13 protein-coding genes are annotated in these 18,407 nt (G+C 43.9%); 5 read left to right on the top strand and 8 right to left on the bottom strand.

Annotated features, from left to right (window positions below; genetic code table 11):
* The first annotated feature begins 117 nt into the window (after window positions 1-117).
* Entirely contained in the window at window positions 118-597 is a 480-nt protein-coding gene (locus tag OO774_RS22905) for a MarR family transcriptional regulator (protein WP_264907002.1), read from the top strand.
* A 133-nt stretch (window positions 598-730) separates the two neighbouring features.
* Window positions 731-1,471: a DNA-binding transcriptional regulator YciT gene (locus tag OO774_RS22900; RefSeq protein ID WP_264907001.1), complete on the top strand. Its 741-nt coding sequence runs from the start codon at window positions 731-733 to the stop codon at window positions 1,469-1,471.
* Here OO774_RS22900 and OO774_RS22895 read toward each other — a convergent pair.
* From OO774_RS22895 to pdhA, 8 genes are all read right to left on the bottom strand, one after another.
* Window positions 1,468-4,296 carry an AMP-binding protein gene (locus OO774_RS22895; protein WP_264906999.1) on the bottom strand — a complete coding sequence of 943 codons (2,829 nt, stop codon included), beginning with the start codon at window positions 4,294-4,296 and terminating at the stop codon, window positions 1,468-1,470. The two genes, OO774_RS22900 and OO774_RS22895, sit on opposite strands and share 4 nt — an antisense overlap.
* Before the next feature lie 90 nt (window positions 4,297-4,386).
* A complete protein-coding gene (locus tag OO774_RS22890) occupies window positions 4,387-6,048 on the bottom strand; it encodes an electron transfer flavoprotein-ubiquinone oxidoreductase (RefSeq protein ID WP_264906998.1) in 1,662 nt (553 codons plus the stop codon).
* A gap of 303 nt (window positions 6,049-6,351) precedes the next feature.
* Window positions 6,352-7,824 carry a group II intron reverse transcriptase/maturase gene (gene ltrA, locus OO774_RS22885; RefSeq protein WP_264906997.1) on the bottom strand — a complete coding sequence of 491 codons (1,473 nt, stop codon included), beginning with the start codon at window positions 7,822-7,824 and terminating at the stop codon, window positions 6,352-6,354.
* Between the two features lie 630 nt (window positions 7,825-8,454).
* Window positions 8,455-9,249, bottom strand: coding sequence for a hypothetical protein (locus tag OO774_RS22880; protein ID WP_264906995.1), 795 nt, complete (start codon window positions 9,247-9,249; stop codon window positions 8,455-8,457).
* Between the two features lie 385 nt (window positions 9,250-9,634).
* Window positions 9,635-11,458 carry a hypothetical protein gene (locus OO774_RS22875; RefSeq protein ID WP_264906993.1) on the bottom strand — a complete coding sequence of 608 codons (1,824 nt, stop codon included), beginning with the start codon at window positions 11,456-11,458 and terminating at the stop codon, window positions 9,635-9,637.
* 547 nt (window positions 11,459-12,005) lie between these two features.
* Window positions 12,006-13,154 (bottom strand): dihydrolipoamide acetyltransferase family protein, encoded by a 1,149-nt coding sequence (locus OO774_RS22870; RefSeq protein ID WP_264906992.1) that lies wholly within the window; start codon window positions 13,152-13,154, stop codon window positions 12,006-12,008.
* On the bottom strand, window positions 13,151-14,134 hold the full coding sequence (locus tag OO774_RS22865; protein WP_264906990.1) for an alpha-ketoacid dehydrogenase subunit beta: 984 nt from the start codon (window positions 14,132-14,134) through the stop codon (window positions 13,151-13,153). The genes OO774_RS22870 and OO774_RS22865 overlap by 4 nt, the downstream gene beginning before the upstream one ends.
* The gene (gene pdhA / locus OO774_RS22860) at window positions 14,127-15,221 is read right to left on the bottom strand and encodes a pyruvate dehydrogenase (acetyl-transferring) E1 component subunit alpha (RefSeq protein WP_264908686.1); all 1,095 of its coding nucleotides are present in this window, start codon (window positions 15,219-15,221) and stop codon (window positions 14,127-14,129) included. Before pdhA ends, OO774_RS22865 begins: the two co-directional genes overlap by 8 nt.
* Window positions 15,222-15,859: 638 nt before the next feature.
* On the opposite strand from pdhA, the gene OO774_RS22855 reads away from it, so the two are divergent.
* From OO774_RS22855 to yegD, 3 genes are all read left to right on the top strand, one after another.
* A complete protein-coding gene (locus tag OO774_RS22855) occupies window positions 15,860-16,177 on the top strand; it encodes a DOPA 4,5-dioxygenase family protein (RefSeq protein WP_264906989.1) in 318 nt (105 codons plus the stop codon).
* Window positions 16,178-16,292: 115 nt separating this feature from the next.
* Window positions 16,293-16,919, top strand: coding sequence for a hypothetical protein (locus OO774_RS22850; protein ID WP_264906988.1), 627 nt, complete (start codon window positions 16,293-16,295; stop codon window positions 16,917-16,919).
* Between the two features lie 71 nt (window positions 16,920-16,990).
* Window positions 16,991-18,343, top strand: a complete 1,353-nt coding sequence (gene yegD / locus OO774_RS22845; RefSeq protein ID WP_264906986.1) for a molecular chaperone — start codon at window positions 16,991-16,993, stop codon at window positions 18,341-18,343.
* The last annotated feature ends 64 nt before the right edge of the window (window positions 18,344-18,407 follow it).

Raw genomic sequence — 18,407 nt, 5'->3', positions numbered from 1 at the left:
TGAATAATAGTGGCTCTATAAAAAGTATCTTTCTAAAAAGATACTTTTTATAAAGTAATGGAACTTTCACTTTTGATCAAGTATCTTTTTGAAAAGATATTTTTGAGGAAGGGATTTATGCAGGATTCGGTAGACCACATTCTTCGTCAGTGGGGCGAAGCCAGACCAGATCTGGACTGTTCTTCGATGGGTGTCATAGGACGTTTGCGCCGAGTAAACCAGAGTTGGCAAAAACAGCTTGAGACCGTGTTTGAAGACCATCAATTGAGCAGTATTGAGTTCGATATTTTAGCAACGCTAAGACGCAGCCAAAAACCGTTAACACCGACAGAGTTGTATCAAACTCTGATGCTGTCATCCGGCGCGATGAGTACCCGAATTGAAAAACTGGTTCAGCGTGGCCTGATAGAGCGTATTGCCAGCGAAAAAGATCGTCGTAGTTGTAAAGTACGCTTGTCTGAGCAAGGACAGCACGTTCTTGATGCTGCCCTAGAGGCGCACGTTGAGAATATGAACACCATGTTGAATATGCTCGAAGGTGATGAGAAGAGTCAGTTGGCCATGTTGTTAAAAAAAGTACTAGTCGCCAGCTTATAATCATCTGAACCGACACTGGCGTAGTTTAATATTTAAAAACGCCTTTTATTAAATGAAAGCGAGAGGATAGAAATATTTCAAATGAAACTTATGTGCGTTAATATATGAAAGTCGCAACGCAACGGAGATAACTGTGAACCCTAGACAAAATGAAATCCTACAACTCGTTAATGACCGAAAGCGAGTTCAGGTTACTGAGTTATCGGACGTCATTGGCGTTTCTGGGGTGACAATCCGACAAGATCTCAATTTCCTCGAAAAAGAAGGGTACTTAAAGCGGGTGCACGGCGCAGCAATGGCTCTGCAAAGTGATGATATCGATAACCGCTTGGAAGTACGTTTCGATATAAAACAAGCACTGGCGAAGAAAGCCGCAGATTTAGTGGCTGCCAATGAGACGGTGCTAATTGAAGGTGGGAGTGCGAATGCGCTGCTGGCAAGAACATTAGCGGAGCGAGGTGACGTTACCATCATTACGCCTTCTGCCTATATTGCTCACCTCATACGTAATACGTCCGCCAATATCATTTTGCTTGGTGGTGTTTATCAGCATCAAGGTGAGAGCTTAGTTGGGCCTCTAACCAAGCTATGCATTGAAAATATCCATTTTAGTACCGCGTTTTTAGGTATCGATGGATTCCAGCCAGACACAGGTTTCACCAGTCGCGATATGATGCGTGCTGAGATTGCAACCACCATCTTGGATAAAAAGCGCCGAAATATTGTGCTGACTGACTCAAGTAAATTTGGGCAGATTTTCCCCTCAACGATAGGGCGAGTTGAGCAAATCTCGATTGTCCTGACTGATAACTCTGCGCCGAAAGACGCGATTAATTACCTCAAAGACAATGGCATTACTGTCTACTTTGGTTAACTACGCGCCATATCTGGCTCACCGCAGTGGCTGAGGATCTCTGCTCGGGCTTTGTCGCGCAGTTCAAGCGCCGCATTCCAGTCACTGCCGTTCGGGTAGAGTGGCTCACTAATGGTCACACTGATGTCGCCTCTGCGCGGAAAAAGAGAATTACCTCTGAGTTTAGAGCGAGTGCCACGCAAGGTAACTGGGATGACTGGGACCTGTGAGTTTGCAGCAGCAACAAATGCGCCCATATGAAACGGATGAAGGCCCGACATCCGATATAGTGTCCCTTCAGGAAAGACAACCATTGGCTGACAAGCATGATCTTCAAACGCCAGCCTTTTAGCATCCACGACACTTTTTTCTACATCGAAACGTTCTACAAACTCTGTGCCGAGTTTACTTAAGAAAATTCGGGTAAACGGATTATTGAGTAACTCACTCTTTGCCACAAATCGGCATGGTAATTCTGTGGCGGCGACAATCACCAGCCCATCGAGATAACTGCTATGATTCGCGACCAAAATGCATGGGTCATTCGCTGCAGGTAAGTTTGCCTTTCCGTCTATTATGCATTTTGTTCCTGTGAGTTTAATCAGTGCCTTGGCACCAAACTCAGTGATTTTCCAGCACATGGCTTTGTTGGGTAAAACAGCAACAAATAACCAGACGATAGGCGCGAGTATTGCCAGTACGAGCCACGAATAGGCTGCGTAACCAACGTCTAAGATTGTTCGTATGTATTTTAGAAGCTGAGGCCTGATGCCAGCAACGGCTAGATGGATGGTTTGCAGCCACAAAGCACGGTGCTGCTTAGCAAAAGAACCATGCTCATGCAGTTCTTTACACGCACTGCGGCGAATTTTTCCGCTGGAGGTTTTAGGAATAGAGTGGGGAGGGCCGATAATGACATCGTCTACGGGGTTACCAAGCAGTTTTAGAGAGAGTTTGTTTATTTTCTTTTTTAGTTGTTTTATTTTGTCTTTACTGGTTTCGCGACTTTCTGCCAACACTACCAGTTTCTCCGTACCGGAATGAGCGTCATGGCTACCAAACGCGGCCACACAACCTTTGCGAATACCAGTAATGCTGCCCACTGCTTGTTCCAGCTCATGAGGATAGATATTTCGTCCGGCTTTAATAATGATGTCTTTGCTGCGTCCGGTAATAAAAAGTTCGCCCCCTAATGTAAACGCACGATCGCCCGTCACCAGCCAATCATCATGGTAAAGTGCTTTAGTTTTTTCAGGGTTGCGATAGTAACCTTGAGTGGCGGACGGGCCTTGAAACTCAAGTGCGCCTTCTTCTCCATCCGGTAACTCTTTACCCAGGTCATCAACGATGCGGATTTGATGTTCAGGAAGCGGATAGCCCAATCCAATAAACGGAATGGTATCGTGATCGTCTTTTTGGGCAAGTACAGCACGACCAAACTGGCTTAACGCCTCTCTTTGGAAGTATTCAATACGTGGCTCTCTGACGGAGACAGGAAAAGTCAACCCAACTGAGGATTCAGCCAACCCATACACCGGTGACATGGTTTCTGGTTTAAATCCATACTTGGCGTATTTTGCGGAGAAATTCTGGATCGATTGTGGGCTAACGGGTTCAGCACCATTCCATGACAGTCTCCAACTGCTTAAGTCTAGCCCTTCGAGATCACTTTCCTTCACTCGGGCAACACAAAGCTCATAAGCAAAATTAGGTGCGGGAGAAAGGGTGCCTTTATGACGATGAATCGCCCACAACCACCGCTGAGGCTTGGTCAAAAAGAGCAGTGGGGACATGATCACTAACGGTATTGCATGGTAAAGACTACCAAGCCATGCTCCGATGAGTCCCATATCGTGATAGACAGGCAGCCAACTGACAAATACGTCATCAGACCTCGCACCAATAACTTTACCCATGGCTCGGATGTTTGCGAGTAAGTTCGAATGAGTCAGGGTGACACCTTTGGGTACGCCAGTGCTGCCGGACGTATACTGAAGAAAGGCAATATCACTCGCTGCTGCATTGCCTATATCGGGGAAGGTGGTGTCTTTCTCCAAATCTTCTGCCGTGACGATCGCGTCGATAGAAGGCACTTGTAACTTAAGTAAATGAGCGACGGGCTTCGCTTCTTTGACCGTAATTAACAGTTTGGCTTGCGCGTTGTTGAGGATACTGGCATGGCGATTTAAGTGATCTTCCACATGTTCGATTCTGGCAGGTGGGTAAATGGGCACTGGCACGGCTCTGGCGTACAATATGCCAAAAAAACTATAGAAGTAGTCTGTACAGGTCGGCAGCATAATTGCCACACAATCGCCCGCTTCGACTCCTGCCTCTATCAGCCCTGCCGAGATCTTAAGTGCTTGTTGTTTTAGTTTGCGGTAGCTGACTTCCGCAACTTCATCAGCGTTCTGGTACACATAGAGATGGGGCCGTTCTGGATGAAGCGCCACATGCCAATCGAGCAGCGCTTGTAATGTGTCAACCTCGGTTGGTAATTGATTAACTGAATCGAGTTTGATCTCGTTACCAGACTCATTCAATAGGCTTACTTTACTCGATGGTGCTGCCTTTAGTACAGCGCTTATTATATCCTCTGGTGTGACGATGTTAGCGAGTGCGTGATCTGGAAGGGAAACGTTAAAGTGACTTTCTATACGTGTGAGCAGCTCGGCACGTGTCAGGCTATCTAAACAAAGATCTCGGTCAAGGTCACTTTTTAAGTGTACAGAAACCGACGACCCGCCTTCGGGGTCCAATTCAAGTGTAAGACCTCGAACGATCTCTAAAACAGCTTGTGCGATATTCTCAGAATCTCTACCTGTACTGTCATTATTGTCAGACATGCTGAAGCTTCCTGATAGAAGAAGAGTGCTGCTTGTTTACTCTGTTAAAACTTTTCCGTGTTTAAAGCGTAGACCACTAAGTACATGAGGTTACATATTCTGATAGCTCGGGCCGCCACCGCCTTCTGGTGTTTTCCAGGTAATGTTTTGCGAAGGATCTTTAATATCGCAGGTTTTACAATGCACGCAGTTTGATGCATTTATCTGGAATGTTGGCTTTCCTTCCACTTCAATCACTTCATAGACTCCGGCAGGGCAGTAACGTTGGCTGGGCTCACCGAATAGGGCAAGATTCACATCGATTGGTATATGTGGAAATGTCAGTACGAGATGGCACGGCTGATTTTCTTCATGTTGCGTGCCTGACAGAAACACTGACGAGGGCTTATCGAAACTTATTTCACCATCCGGTTTAGGGTATTCGATCGGATGAGATTCGCTGATTGGCTTGATTTGTTCATCATCATGCGAATTATCGGTAACTTTCCAGGGTAATGGTTTTTTAAACAGTGGACGCCATACATTGTGCTCAAAGGTAGAGAGTGCGCCTCCTAACAGGCTACCAAACCTATGGATATTTGCACCAAAGTTACGTGTTTCTATCAGCTCTTCATATAACCAGGACGCTTTAAAGAGAGATTGATAATCAGGTTCAGGTGTAGAGTTTTGCAGTGCCACGTTTATTGCTTCTGCAGCCAATAAACCAGATTTCATCGCGGTGTGACTGCCCTTGATTTTGGCCACGTTTAGCGTCCCCGCATCACAACCAATTAAAAGTCCACCGGGAAATTGTTGTTTAGGCAGTGAAGAAAACCCGCCTTTGGCGATGGCTCTGGCCCCATAGGCAACACGCTGTGCATTTTGGAGGTGCTTCTTGATGGCTGGGTGGTGTTTAAAGCGCTGGAACTCATCAAAGGGGCTTAAATAGGGGTTATCGTAATTAAGATCTATGATCAGACCAACGGCGAGTTGATTATCATCCATATGATACAGAAACCCGCCCCCGGTCGTGTCGGTTTCGCTCAATGGCCACCCCGCTGAGTGGATCACGTTACCGGCTAATTGCGCTGAATTATCTGGCGATTGCCAAATTTCCTTTATACCTAACGCGTAATGTTGTGGTTGTTTACCTGCATCCAAATCGAATCGACGGATAAGCTCTTTACCTAAGTGGCCACGGCACCCTTCAGAAAATACCGTGTATTTTGCTTTCAGCTCGATACCCGCTTCGAAATTCGGTTTTTTGTGCCCGTTTTTATCCAGCCCCATGTCACCCGTGGTGATCCCAGTGACCGCGCCGGATTGATCATAGTTAATGCTCGCTGCTGGAAAACCCGGAAAAATCTCAACCCCAAGCTCTTCAGCCTGTTTTTCCAGCCAACGGCACAGGTTAGCAAGGCTGATGACGTAGTTGCTTTCATCGTTATGCATTGGGTTTGGAGTGAGTGCGTGAGGAACCTGGACATGGTTAAGTGAGGTTGTCAGATAGAGAAAAGAATCGTTTGTCACGGAGCTGGATAGGGGAGCGCCCATGGTTTGCCACTCCGGAAACAGCTCTTCTAAGGCGCGAGTCTCAAATACGGCTCCAGAGAGAATATGTGCACCGACTTCGGAACCTTTCTCCACCACGCAGATGGATAGTGGCTCGTCCTGGCGCTGTTGATTGAGCTGAGCCAATCGACAAGCGGCACTTAAGCCTGCGGGACCAGCACCGACGATCACGACGTCAAACTCCATAATTTCTCGTTCCATTTCTCTGCTTCCTTTGTCTTTTGTTCACCTATCTTATTGTCATATATAGAACTATAGTTCAGTTAACGTAAACGTGAGTTGAACTTATTACCCCAAAACTAAATATTTTATTTTTATTGTGGGAGAGTAGTAAAGTCTCATACTAAAATGGCAGCGATCACATCGGTACGCTGCCATTTATAAAACGTTTTTGTCGGGTGGACGACACTTGTTACCAAGTGCCGTCTCCCTAAGAACCGTACGTGCAACTTTCACTGCATACGGCTCAAGCCTCCACAAAGGCATCGTATGATACCCAGCAACTTATAAAGCAGTTAGAGCAGGAACGTGCCAAGAGTTGCGAGCTTGCCTTTTGGACTTTCTCTTTGCCAAGTAATCTCGGTATTGAGGGTCAAATGGTGTTGCCGCACTTCGGATTTTCACGTGTCTCTCTATAGGCACTTTGGCTATTTGGAAGAGATTGAATTGGCAATCCATATCCATAATCTTCTGCCAACCGTGAAACTGCCACTGGCCTTTTCGGTTGATGAAGTATTTTAAGGCGATCCAAGTTTTAGACTTTGTTGGATGACGTCTTTTAGCCCAGTGCCATAATGTATGGAATAGCTTGTGACCTACGTATCCGAATACCTGTTTAGCCACGCAGTGTCGATAGTAATTCGACCATCCCCTGAGTTTTGGATTTATCAGTTTGATAAGATCATTCACAGGTAGGGTAACGTGCTTTTTGATGAGTTCACGCAGATTACTTAAGAACATTAACGTATTGGGTTTACTCGGTTTAATGAGCAATTTCCCTTTGTACTTCCTATGATTGAAACCTAGGAAATCAAAGCCTTCGTTGATGTGGGTAATATGCGTTTTCTCTTCGGATAGTGTTAAGCCTCTTTCTGCTAAGAACTCGGCAATCAACGGTTTGATATCGTTCTCCAGCACTTCCTTTGAAGCACAGGTGACGACGAAATCGTCGGCGTATCCAATAAAGTTGGCTCTTGCACCCTTTTTGAGTGCGGCAGACTTTATTTGCTGCTCAAGCCCTGCAAGAGTCACCAGCATCAAGGTTGGGGATATGACCCCGCCTTGAGGTGTCCCCTCGTCAGTGCGATAAAACAACCCTTTGTCCATAAAGCCAGATTTTAGCCATTGTTCTAACATACGTTTATCTACGGCAATGTTATTCATAAGCCATTGATGCCCGATCTTGTCGAAACAGGCTTTGATATCTCCCTCAAGTACCCACTGAGCTGACTTCTTTAGTGCCAGACACTTGAAGCACTGTGCGATTGCATCGGCAGTGCTGCGGTTTGGTCTGAATCCATAGCTGTTAGGGTCGGCAAGTGTTTCTGATACTGGCTCGAGTGCAAGGAGATGAAGCGCTTGCTGCGCTCTATCGACCATGCACGGGATACCCAGTGGTCTGAGTTTGCCGTTTTTCTTGGGGATGTAGATACGCTTGAGCGGTTTGGCTTGATAAGCTTTTCTGCTCAATTGATTGACAGCTTTCATACGGCGCGTATCTGTGTTCCAGATGACGCCGTCTATTCCAGGCGTTTTACTGCCTTTGTTTTGTGATACTCGCTTAACAGCAAGAAGTTTTGCCGAACGCGAGTGAGTCAGTATCCATTGCAACGCTTTCGCTTTGCTGTGTTTACCTTCTCTTGTTGCCTTTGCAATACGCATCTGAAGCTTTAATACACGCGCTTCCACAGTTTTCCAGTTTATGGATTGCCATTGAGCACTATCAGAAGATGCACTAATCTCGTTTGAAATCATCATTTGCTTTTCTTCTTTAATAAAGTTCTTCAAACTCTCTCGCAACGAGAGACCAGTTGGAAGTAGGCTCACTTTCGTGATCAGACATAGGTCTGTATCTGCATCATTACAATGCAACTTTCGCTTTTTCCAACATCCTCTACCTGCATCACTATCGGCCACATAGGCTTTCCCATAGGGAGTGATACAGGCTTACCATGTTCCGTATACAACGCAATGGTAGGTTAGGTGCCCGCTATGGTGCGAAGAGCGTACTGATCACGAAAGAACATGGGGCAATCTCTTTCCTACTCTTAGTGCCTTTTGGCTACAGCGTAAAAACCACTTCCGCTGTTTGCAAGGATAACGCACCTTATGCGGATTCACGTGTGTTCACCATACTACCTGCCTAGCACTCACCCGATTTATGTGGTTATCAGGAGGAGCGTTCTCTCACGATTTAGCTCCCGACAAGATAGATTCTCGTCTTTGTTACATTGTCAAAGCCGCTACTTTATTCAGGCTCCTAGGCTCACCTGGTGATACAGATGGTCCATTCTTTACGCGATGGACAGCGCTGCATACGACTTCATGTCGCACGCCCCAAGGCTTGTTAGAGCTGTTACTCGCAATATTTTACGTATATTAGATAAATTAATGTTCAACATGAAGAATGCATACATTCATAGTGTCTTCTTCAATCTTTGTGCAATCGTACCGAGAAATATAACGGGGTATGAACTCTCTGGAAAATGAATTTTTCTCGTAGCGAGTGGTAATAAAAGAGGTGACATCATGCAGAGTCTCAATATGAAATTCTTTAATGGGAAGTTCTGCTGAGGTTAGTAACACATTGCACCCAGCTCCTTGATAACAGTTGGCATATGTGGTTATTTTACCTTTAGAATCTACCCCTGATATAGCAGACATTTCCCAATCATCTGTAGACCAATCTAAATGAGCCTCTACTAATAATATTTCCTTCCTTTTTCTTATTGTCTTTTCTATACTCTCTATATTTTCTTTTGGGCTTATTTTCATTGACCATAATAGCTCCCAACCTTTATCTGTAGGTTCTGGGAATGCCCATATACCAGTAAAAGCTTTGTTTTCACCTGCGAAATTTTGTTCAAGGGTGTAGTTTATTAGACCTTTCTCCGTAAGAAGATCAATTGAGTCTTTTACATCAGGATCTTCGTATCGTACACCTCCTTTTTTTGAACTACCAATAAGATAATACATTTCATCAGCAGATAAGTTACCTTTGAATGAGGTGGTCGAATTTTCAAATGATATAATATTCCCATTTATATCTAAGCGAGTTATTTTACCTAAAATGGTACTAACATCATCCTTAAAGAATATTGTAAGGATGATTACACATATCAGAATTGAAAAATATTTCACCATGTTAATGATGATTGATTTTTTTAAATCCAAATCTTCCATAATCAACCTCTCACTACAATTTTATACTTCTAGTCTAGATCATGTGCAGTTTCACACATCTAAAGGGAATGCATTATTGATCCTGGTCAATAATGTATTCCCTTTGTATGTGAGTTACATGAGATGGGAAATAGAACTAATTTCTCAAACGGGGCTAAACATCAAACGGGGCTAAACTAAAACTCATTTTTGCCCCAAATTAAGTTTGCGCAATAAAACGATATCAACAAACAAAGTAGCTTTGCCTTAGAAATTTTAATGAAAGGAAAGCTCTCAGGAAGTAGTCATAGTTCATGTTGCTTAACTAGTTATTCGTTAAAGTATGAGAGATCAAAAGTGTCTAAAGTGGTAACTTTAAACACTTCCTAAAAACATGGTAGAAATCTTAGTAGACTTCTAGGCTGTGACTACCGACGACTTGATCTTTATAGTCTATCAGCATTTTATAAATAACTTTCGTGTCAGAATCATATTCAAACTCATCTGGGATTAGTTTTGTCGCTAATTTAGGGTTGTTTTCCCAAATACTAGAAAAGTTATTTTTATACCAAATGATTATGCTTTTACCAAGGGCGACAAAATTACCATTAAGTCCCGATAAATGATGTCTATCTTGACTTTGAAGACAGATATTTAGGAAAAATCTAGCAATCAGTATACCATCTCTATCATAGCCTTTAGTAAGCTGTCTTACCTTATAATATAGCTTTCTTTGAACGAGCCTTGATATTAAGTCGAAACTGTTTCTCACTTGGTTATTGTTAGGCGGTTGAAGCGTATCTAAAGTGATACAAGAGTGCTGTAAGTGAATAGCCCCCTCTTTTTTAGACTCTATGCTAAGTGCCACAAGTATATAATCATAGCAGACTTTTGACATAAAGTTGAATAGTTCATTGTTTTTTTCATTAAGTCGCTTAACGTCAATAATCCGTGGTTTTCTATCAAGTTGTGATAATGAGCATAATCCATTGACTAAATTAGCTGTAATTAGAAGGTGATTATAAAATTCACTTGATAAAATATCTTCAAAGGACTCTCCTTGTGACTTATTTGCTCTATTATATAGATGGTGCTTAATAGTGGTATGAGAATGAATAAGAAAAGATGGTATTTTAAAATCGAAGTCTTTATCGCTCTGTCTAGACAAAAACGAATATACAACTGATTCACAAAATTTTCTATACGACTCTACACTAAGATCTCTTCGAGTAAAAAGGTCTATATCAAAAGGACAGCTTCCTGCTAAGGTAAAACTCTCAATCATTTTATGATTACTGTACACCATAAAATGAACACTACTAGTATCTAACTCTATAGGTAGATAAATTGGGTGGTTTGAACTATGCAGGTGTGAATGGCTGTTCTCTATAAGAGCATTAGATAACTGCTTAAAAAATTTCGGTACGACATGTCTCTCATAAGTGTTTAAAGATGACAGAGCATTCATAATGTTATTTAATAAGGCGCTGCTTGACTCTGATAATAGTACGCTGCTTTCATTGTTGCTTAGTAGCCGAATTATTTCAAAAGAAGACTCTCTCTTTTCTTGATGCTTTTTAATGTACTTGTCCATTAAACTGTTGTTGATATTAAAAATTACATTGAAAGCTTTCCCCAAAAACCTTTTCATTCTAAGCGAATTAAGAGGTTTGAGCATTTTCTGTTGCCTTTTAAATGCTTTAGTTCGGATACTTTTATCATCAAGTATCACTCGACGATCAGTGGAGAGTATTATATCTTGGATAATATCTTCTAGTTCATTAATCGCAATGCTTTTTAAATTTACATCTCTTCCAGTGAGAATTGATTTATATTCTTTTAGAACTTTAATATGATTTCTTATTGTATAGGATGATTTTCCAATGAACGCTATCTTTACCCACCAAAAAACGATAGAAACAAAGTATAAGGATAGAGTCGCTTGCCAAAATTTATAACTTGGAAACCATTTAGGTACAGGTAAACTTGCACTTGCCCAAACTTCACCAATTAATAGCCCTAAGCCTACGAATATCATGGACAGATAGGCTATAAGCTGTAGGTTTACTTTGTATATATTTACTTTAATTTTGTATCTATAGTCTGTGATTGTATACATTACGAAAATTAGAGCTAATGCAGACATAAAATCTGAAAACCCAAAGAAAGGCTCTATATCTGAGTTAGCTGAAACCCAACAAATAGAGAGAAAATCAGAAGTACACTTCACTATCATTTCCTTTTAAATCATATTGTTACCAATCAAGATAGCGTCAGAACTAAACCGAAACAAGATATTTTCTTTTGTTTCTAGCCATAGTGTCGCTGAACGTATGAATTCAAGCGCCCATCAATACTCCGTTTAGTTGTAGTGGATAAGGGAATTTGGCTAGCCTCATGTGGGCTGGTCGTATGGTTGCAATACTAGAAGTAATTCGAAAAGCCAAAATGCTCTATGGGTTGTAACTCACAATTTGTCCAGAGACGTGTTTAAGCTGTGATGACAGCTGTAATGGTCAAAACAACCAGTATGATACGTTAATACTCAGTTGTAGCGCGATTCAGACTCGGTAGGAGCCATTGGTAGGAATCTTTATTTATGGTTTAGTATCATTTAGAACGGTGTGACCAGGGCTACTTGATCGTTTAGTATGAAATTTTATTCCTCTCTTACATTTATCGCTATGTATTTATCTGAAAATTAGATATTTCTCTGAAGATAAAAGTAAAAAGGCTTCAAGATTGAAGCCTTTTGGACACAAGTGTGCGAGTACCTGTTATTGGGTACTTGGTCTTTGTAAATGCTCCGCGAGCACTTTGGTAAACCTTGCTGCTTCGCCACCAGTACAAGCTCGGTGATCAAACGTGATCGATAATGGCATTGCTTTTACGGCGACTGCTTTGCCGTCTCTTATAACCACACGGTCTACAATGCGGCCAGCACCAACAATCGCGACTTGAGGCGGAGAAACAACTGGCGTCGCAAAGATGCCGCCTATTGCGCCAAAGTTAGACAACGTGATCGTTGCGTGTTGCAAATCTTCGCGATTTATTTTCCTATCGCGAATGCCTTCTACAGTTTGGTCTAGCCAGCGACGAAGGTCTTTTGATTCATACTCATCGGCATGGCGCAGTACCGGTACATAAAGCCCATGGCGACTGTCTACTGCGACACCAAGGTTGACAGTTGTATGCACACAACGTGTCATGGTTTCTTCGTCGAACCATGCATTTAGGGCGGGTTCTTCCTGACAAGCATGAACGATAGCCTGAACCAGTCGAATACTGATGTCTTCGTCCGGTTTCCAGTTTTCCAACAGTGCTTCTTCTGTGATGGTCACAGCCGCTACGTTTTTGTGTGACTCTGCCATCGCTGACACCATAGTTCGACGTGCCCCTTTTAGCACTTCGGTACCCGGGCGTTGTTTGCCTGCTTCATCGTAGATATCGGAGTCCATTATCAGACCATTTGGCCCGCTACCAGAAACCGCCTTCAAATCTACGCCAAGTTTTTTAGCTAACAAGCGAGCAGACGGAAGTGCAGTGATGAGCTTATCTTGTGAAGTGTTATGGCTGCCTCCAATCCAAAAATCATCTACATTAACATTGTGAGATTGATGAGATACGCTACCAACGACCGTGGCGGCGTCTGCTGTCTGTTTTTTATCCACGGATGCATTTTGCTCTGCACCTGTTTCGTCTATTTCTAGCAATAAAGCGCCAATGTTAATGATTTCGCCTTCTTCACCATGGCGGCTGACCACTCTACCGGAATATGGAGCAGGTACATCAACCGTTGCTTTGGCAGTTTCGACTGTTAGGATCACTTGATCCAATTCGACCATGTCGCCGACATTAACGTGCCATTTTACAATCTCCGACTCAGCGAGGCCTTCGCCGAGATCGGGTAAGTTAAACGTCTTCATTTCCAATCCTCCATGAGCCCGCGCGCTGCGTTCACAATGTCTTCTTCCTGAAGCATAAAATAGTCTTCGTTACGATAGTAAGGCATGATGGTATCCATTCCGGTCACTCGTTTCGGTGGCGCTTTTAATAAGCACATCGCGTGTTCAGCGGTACGAGCTAAAAGCTCAGAGCCGACACCGCACGTTTTACTCGCTTCGTGAACCACGAGCAGGCGTCCGGTTTTTTCTAACGAGCTGAAGATGGTCGCGATATCAATCGGTTTGATGCTGGCTAAATCCAGTACTTCTACTTCGATGCCCTGTTTTGACAAGGTTTGCGCCGCTTGTAATGACTCAACTACACAAGCGCCCCAGGTGACTAAGGTGATGTCTCGACCTTTGCGTAACGTAAAACAAGTGTCCAGAGGTAATGCTTCACCATTATCGACTACTTCAGATTTGACGGTACGGTAGATTCTTTTTGGTTCAAAGAACATAACCGGATCATTACTGCGAATCGCAGCAAGTAATAAGCCGTAGGCGCGTTGTGGGGATGATGGGACGACGACTTTTAGCCCTGGTGTATGGGCGAAAAGGGCTTCGACACTTTCTGAGTGATGTTCTGGCGCGTGGATACCGCCACCAAATGGGGCACGAAATACCGCCGGACAGGTGAGTCGACCACGAGTTCGGTTTCGCATGCGCGCGGCATGGCACATTAAATGTTCCATAGCCGGGAAAACAAATCCCTGGAATTGAAACTCTGCGACCGGGCGCAACCCTTGTGTTGCCATGCCGACTGCAACGCCACCAATCAAGGCTTCGGCTAATGGTGTGTCGATGACTCGCTTCAAACCGAATTTGTGTTTGAGATCGACCGTGGCTCGGAATACACCACCGTTTTCACCCACGTCCTCGCCAAGTACGACCACGTTTGGGTCTTGTTCCATTTCATGATGCAGCGCGAGGTTTACTGCTTCAACTAAAGTCAATTCAGCCATGTTTGCCTCCCTGCATTCGCATTGCTTTGTTGATCAGCTCATCTCTTTGTGTGTGGAGCTCTTGAGGAAGAGATTCATAAAGATAATCAAACCCAGATTCTGGTGCTTGATTAGGCATAGCAAGATAATGCTTAACGGCTAATTCGACTTGTTGTTTACACTCCTCGAGCCATTGTTGCTCCTGTTCATCATTCCAGGCCCCTTGATTGATCAAGAAGCTTTTGAGTCGACTGACTGGCTCAAATTGCCAGGCAGTCTGAACATCATCTTCATTGCGGTAGCGGGTGGCATCATCGGCGGTAGTGTGGTCACTCAAACGATAACTAACCGCTTCGATTAACGTCGCGCCTTTACCTTTACGTGCTCTTTCTAGTGCGGTTATAGTGGCGTCGAAGACTGCGACTACGTCATTACCATCGACCGTGATGCCCGGAATGCCAGCGCCTTTTGCTTTTTCAGATAAAAATTCAGCAGCACATTGTAGACTTCGGGGTACGGAAATCGCCCACTGGTTGTTGTTTACCACAAAGACCAACGGAATATTCCAGGCCCCCGCACAGTTAATCGATTCGAGGAAATCACCTTTGGAAGTACCACCATCGCCACACATAACTAATGCGGCCTCGTGGTTGCCTTGTATTTTCAATGCGGACGCAACACCAACCGCGTGGGTGCATTGTGTTGCGATCGGGACACAAAACGGTAGGTCCCGACTCGGTATTGGATTACCTTCTGGCGAGAAATCGCTACCGCGTTCATCACCGCCCCAATATTGCAGGTTCTTTTCCATACCAATGCCACGACACCACATCGCAGGCATGTCGCGATAGTAAGGTACAAACACATCGTCGGCTTTGAGCGCACGACCGACGGCAATCCCAATAGCTTCAGAGCCAAGATGAGAAGGGTAGGTTCCTAATTTCCCGGTGCGTTGCAATGCAACGGCTTTATTGTCATAAGTACGAGTTAATACCATATCGCGGTAAAACCCGACTAACGTTTCGATGTCAGCCCAGTTGGGTAGTTGGCCGACGAGGTTCCCATGATGGTCGATAAACCGATGCATGGGTAATGCCTGAACGTTCATCTCAAGCTCCTTTTGACGCTGCGGGTCTTTTGGACTGCAGCTGTTCATTATCAAACCAAAGTTTGTATGGGTACTCAAACTTTGATATCAGCGCAAAAGGCTATACCTCAGGTTGCATTTGTTAATGACCGTTATTGTCCTTTCAGTCATTGTTTTCCTTTAACAAAGCTGTGTTTGTATGAAACACCAAGCGTTATTCGTACTGCTATTGAACGCCTAACCCTTTGATTCAATCTTGGTATAACCAGACACAATAAGTGTAAACAAATTGTTAAAAAATGCTTTATTTTAACAATTATTCAACAGTAAAGTTTTGCTTACACCCCTGATATGCAGAGTAATGTGCTGGTTTTCTGGGCTACAGGTTTTATAAGTTGAATCTAATCACTAGTTATTAGGAACTATTTGCAACAAAATTAGGCTGTAAAATTTAACAAACTGAGCCATTATTATTGAATCTTATCGGTTGAGGTGATTGGCAAAGGAGAATCTCTTTCCAATGGAATGGAATCAAGGTAGTGTTGCAGCACATTGAAGTAGTTTCTATTCCAACCACTTACGTGAGTATGTGAAAGGATTACTTAGAGATTAGAGAACGGTATCTAAACTGATGGATAGAGTGAATTTTTGGAGAAGTTATGTATCGCGCCCACGTTTATTTTCCATTGCGACAGCAAGACAAAGCTCAAGCATTAAATGAGATCATTCGCCAAGAGCGACAGGATGTATTGCGAGTGTGTCCTTTGGTCGGACGATTACAAGGCCCTCATAAAATGCCGATGTTTGAGATACATCTGGAATCGCTAAGTGAAGAGTTTATCGCCTGGCTCGATGTTATTCGGGGGGATTTCTCGGTACTGATCCGTCCCGTAAGTGAGCGAGAATTACTCGATTATACGGAGAACGCGATTTGGCTTGGCCGAGAATTAGGTGTTTTTGAAGAAAAGTTGGACTAATAGTGGTCAAATAAAGCGGTTGTCCACGGTGAGTAAAAAATAATAACAGGGAAGTGCAGTTTACGACCCCAAAGCCATAAGCAGTGAAATCGACATAATGAAAGGGGGGGAGGGTATGCTGACAATACTCCTGGTCGCACTTGCACTGTATATTTTTTGGCTGCTATTTCGTAATGGCCCAGCGTTTGATGAGCCCGTACCTGCCAGAAAACGCAGTTGGGTTGGCCCGACAGACAACGACGAAGAGTGGCAAGGGTATCGAAACGACGTATTTCATCCATTCAGCTCCCAAACTTCCTTTTATGCTATTGCTTATTTCGCTAACTTTGTTGCAGCGGCCAACGCGATTTCGTGGTCAACGGTGTATGAGGGGGAATATCCCTTCATCATAAGCCGCTTTGGCAGCTACTTTGCAATCAGTACCTATGATTCCTTGCTGGTGGCTGGATTTGTTGCACTGGCCGTGTTTGTAATTAACTGGCAACTCGCGATGCATTGCGCTGGTATTCTCAGCCAATATTTGGTTCGTATTTTAATCATTAACCGAGTTCGCTTTGCCGCGGTGAGTTTGGTGTTCTGTAGCTACTTTTCTTATCTGCTCACCGTGGGTATTTTTTGGTTGTTTCACGATAGTTATACCATCTGGGATGGATTAAAGCTGACGCCGGTATTCTTACTTTTAGCTCTTATTGTCGTCGTCGCTTTGCCATCCAAGAAAACAGAACCTGAAGAAAAACAATAACACGCTGTACAGTAGCAATTCACTCTGTGTTGGGGTAGCATTGCCGACCTTTTTAGTCAGTGGGAGGATTTATGTTTATCGGCTTTGACTACGGCACTGCAAACTGTTCAGTTGCAAAAATGGAATCAGGCGAACCAGTATTGCTCAAGCTTGAAGAGAGTAACTACTTCATCCCTTCCACGCTTGCCGCTCCTACTCGAGAGTCGGTCTCTGAGCATCTATTTCGACATCGAGATATTAAACCGTTCGATCAGGTTGGAGAACAAGTACTCCGCCGCGCAATCAACTTAAATCGTGAAGAGAGCATTGATCTGGAACCGGAAGATATCGATTTTGGCCAAGCGGCACTGAATCGCTATTTAGAAGATCCTCGTGACATTTACTATGTTAAATCGCCAAAGTCATTCTTAGGTGCATCCGGTCTGCGTGACGTGCAACTTGCCTTCTTTGAAGATTTGGTTTGCGCCATGATGGATAACATTAAGTCACAGGCAGAAAATGACGCACAAGAATCCATTACCGATGCTGTTATCGGGCGTCCAATCAACTTCCACGGACGCGGCGGAGAAAAAGCCAATGTTCAGGCGGAAGGCATCCTATTAAAGGCTGCTAAGCGTGCTGGATTTAACAATGTGGAATTTCAGTTTGAGCCTGTCGCAGCTGGTTTAGAATACGAAGCCACACTTACCGAAGACAAGACGATCTTAGTTGTCGATATCGGTGGTGGTACCACTGACTGTTCACTGATTCAAATGGGGCCATCATGGTCAGGTAAAGCGGACAGAACCGCGAGTTTGCTTGCACACAGTGGTCAGCGTGTCGGCGGTAATGATTTGGATATTGCGATTGCGTTTAAGCAACTGATGTTCCCGTTTGGCATGGAAAGTAAAATGGAATCGGGTATCGTGATGCCAACAACCCAGTTCTGGAATCCAATCGCGATTAACAACGTGGAAGCGCAGAATGACTTCTATTCACGTGAAAATCTCGGCTCGTTAAAACTGCTCCATAAACAGGCTCAGGAACCCGAAAAGCTCAAGAGACTACTTGAGGTGTACCATGAATCTTTAGGCTATAACATTGTTCGTCGTGCCGAAGAGGCTAAAGTGGCGCTCTCTGATGCGGCTTCTTACCGTGCAGGCATTAACTTGTTATCTGAGCTTATTGAAGTGGATGTGAAGCGTGATGAAATGATCGAATCTATTCAATCCCCTAAAAACAAGATGACGGCGTTAGTCACAGAAGCGGTCGAGCAAGCAGGGGTGAAACCAGACGCGATCTTTATGACGGGTGGTTCAGCGCGTTCACCTATTTTACGCGACGCGGTGCAGTCAGTACTGCCTAATATTCCGGTTGTGAGTGGTAATTACTTTGGTTCGGTCACCGCTGGCTTGGCTCGTTGGGCTGACGTGTGCTTTAAGTAGTTGGTAAACGATTTAAAAAAGCCCGACCTATTGGTCAGTGCCAATCGCTTAATAATCTTATCCG

Origin of the sequence: Vibrio sp. STUT-A11, from assembly GCF_026000435.1 — a bacterium.
Classification (GTDB): domain Bacteria; phylum Pseudomonadota; class Gammaproteobacteria; order Enterobacterales; family Vibrionaceae; genus Vibrio.
The sequence above is the reverse complement of the archived record's forward strand: the minus strand, read 5'-3'. Positions and strand labels throughout refer to the sequence as shown.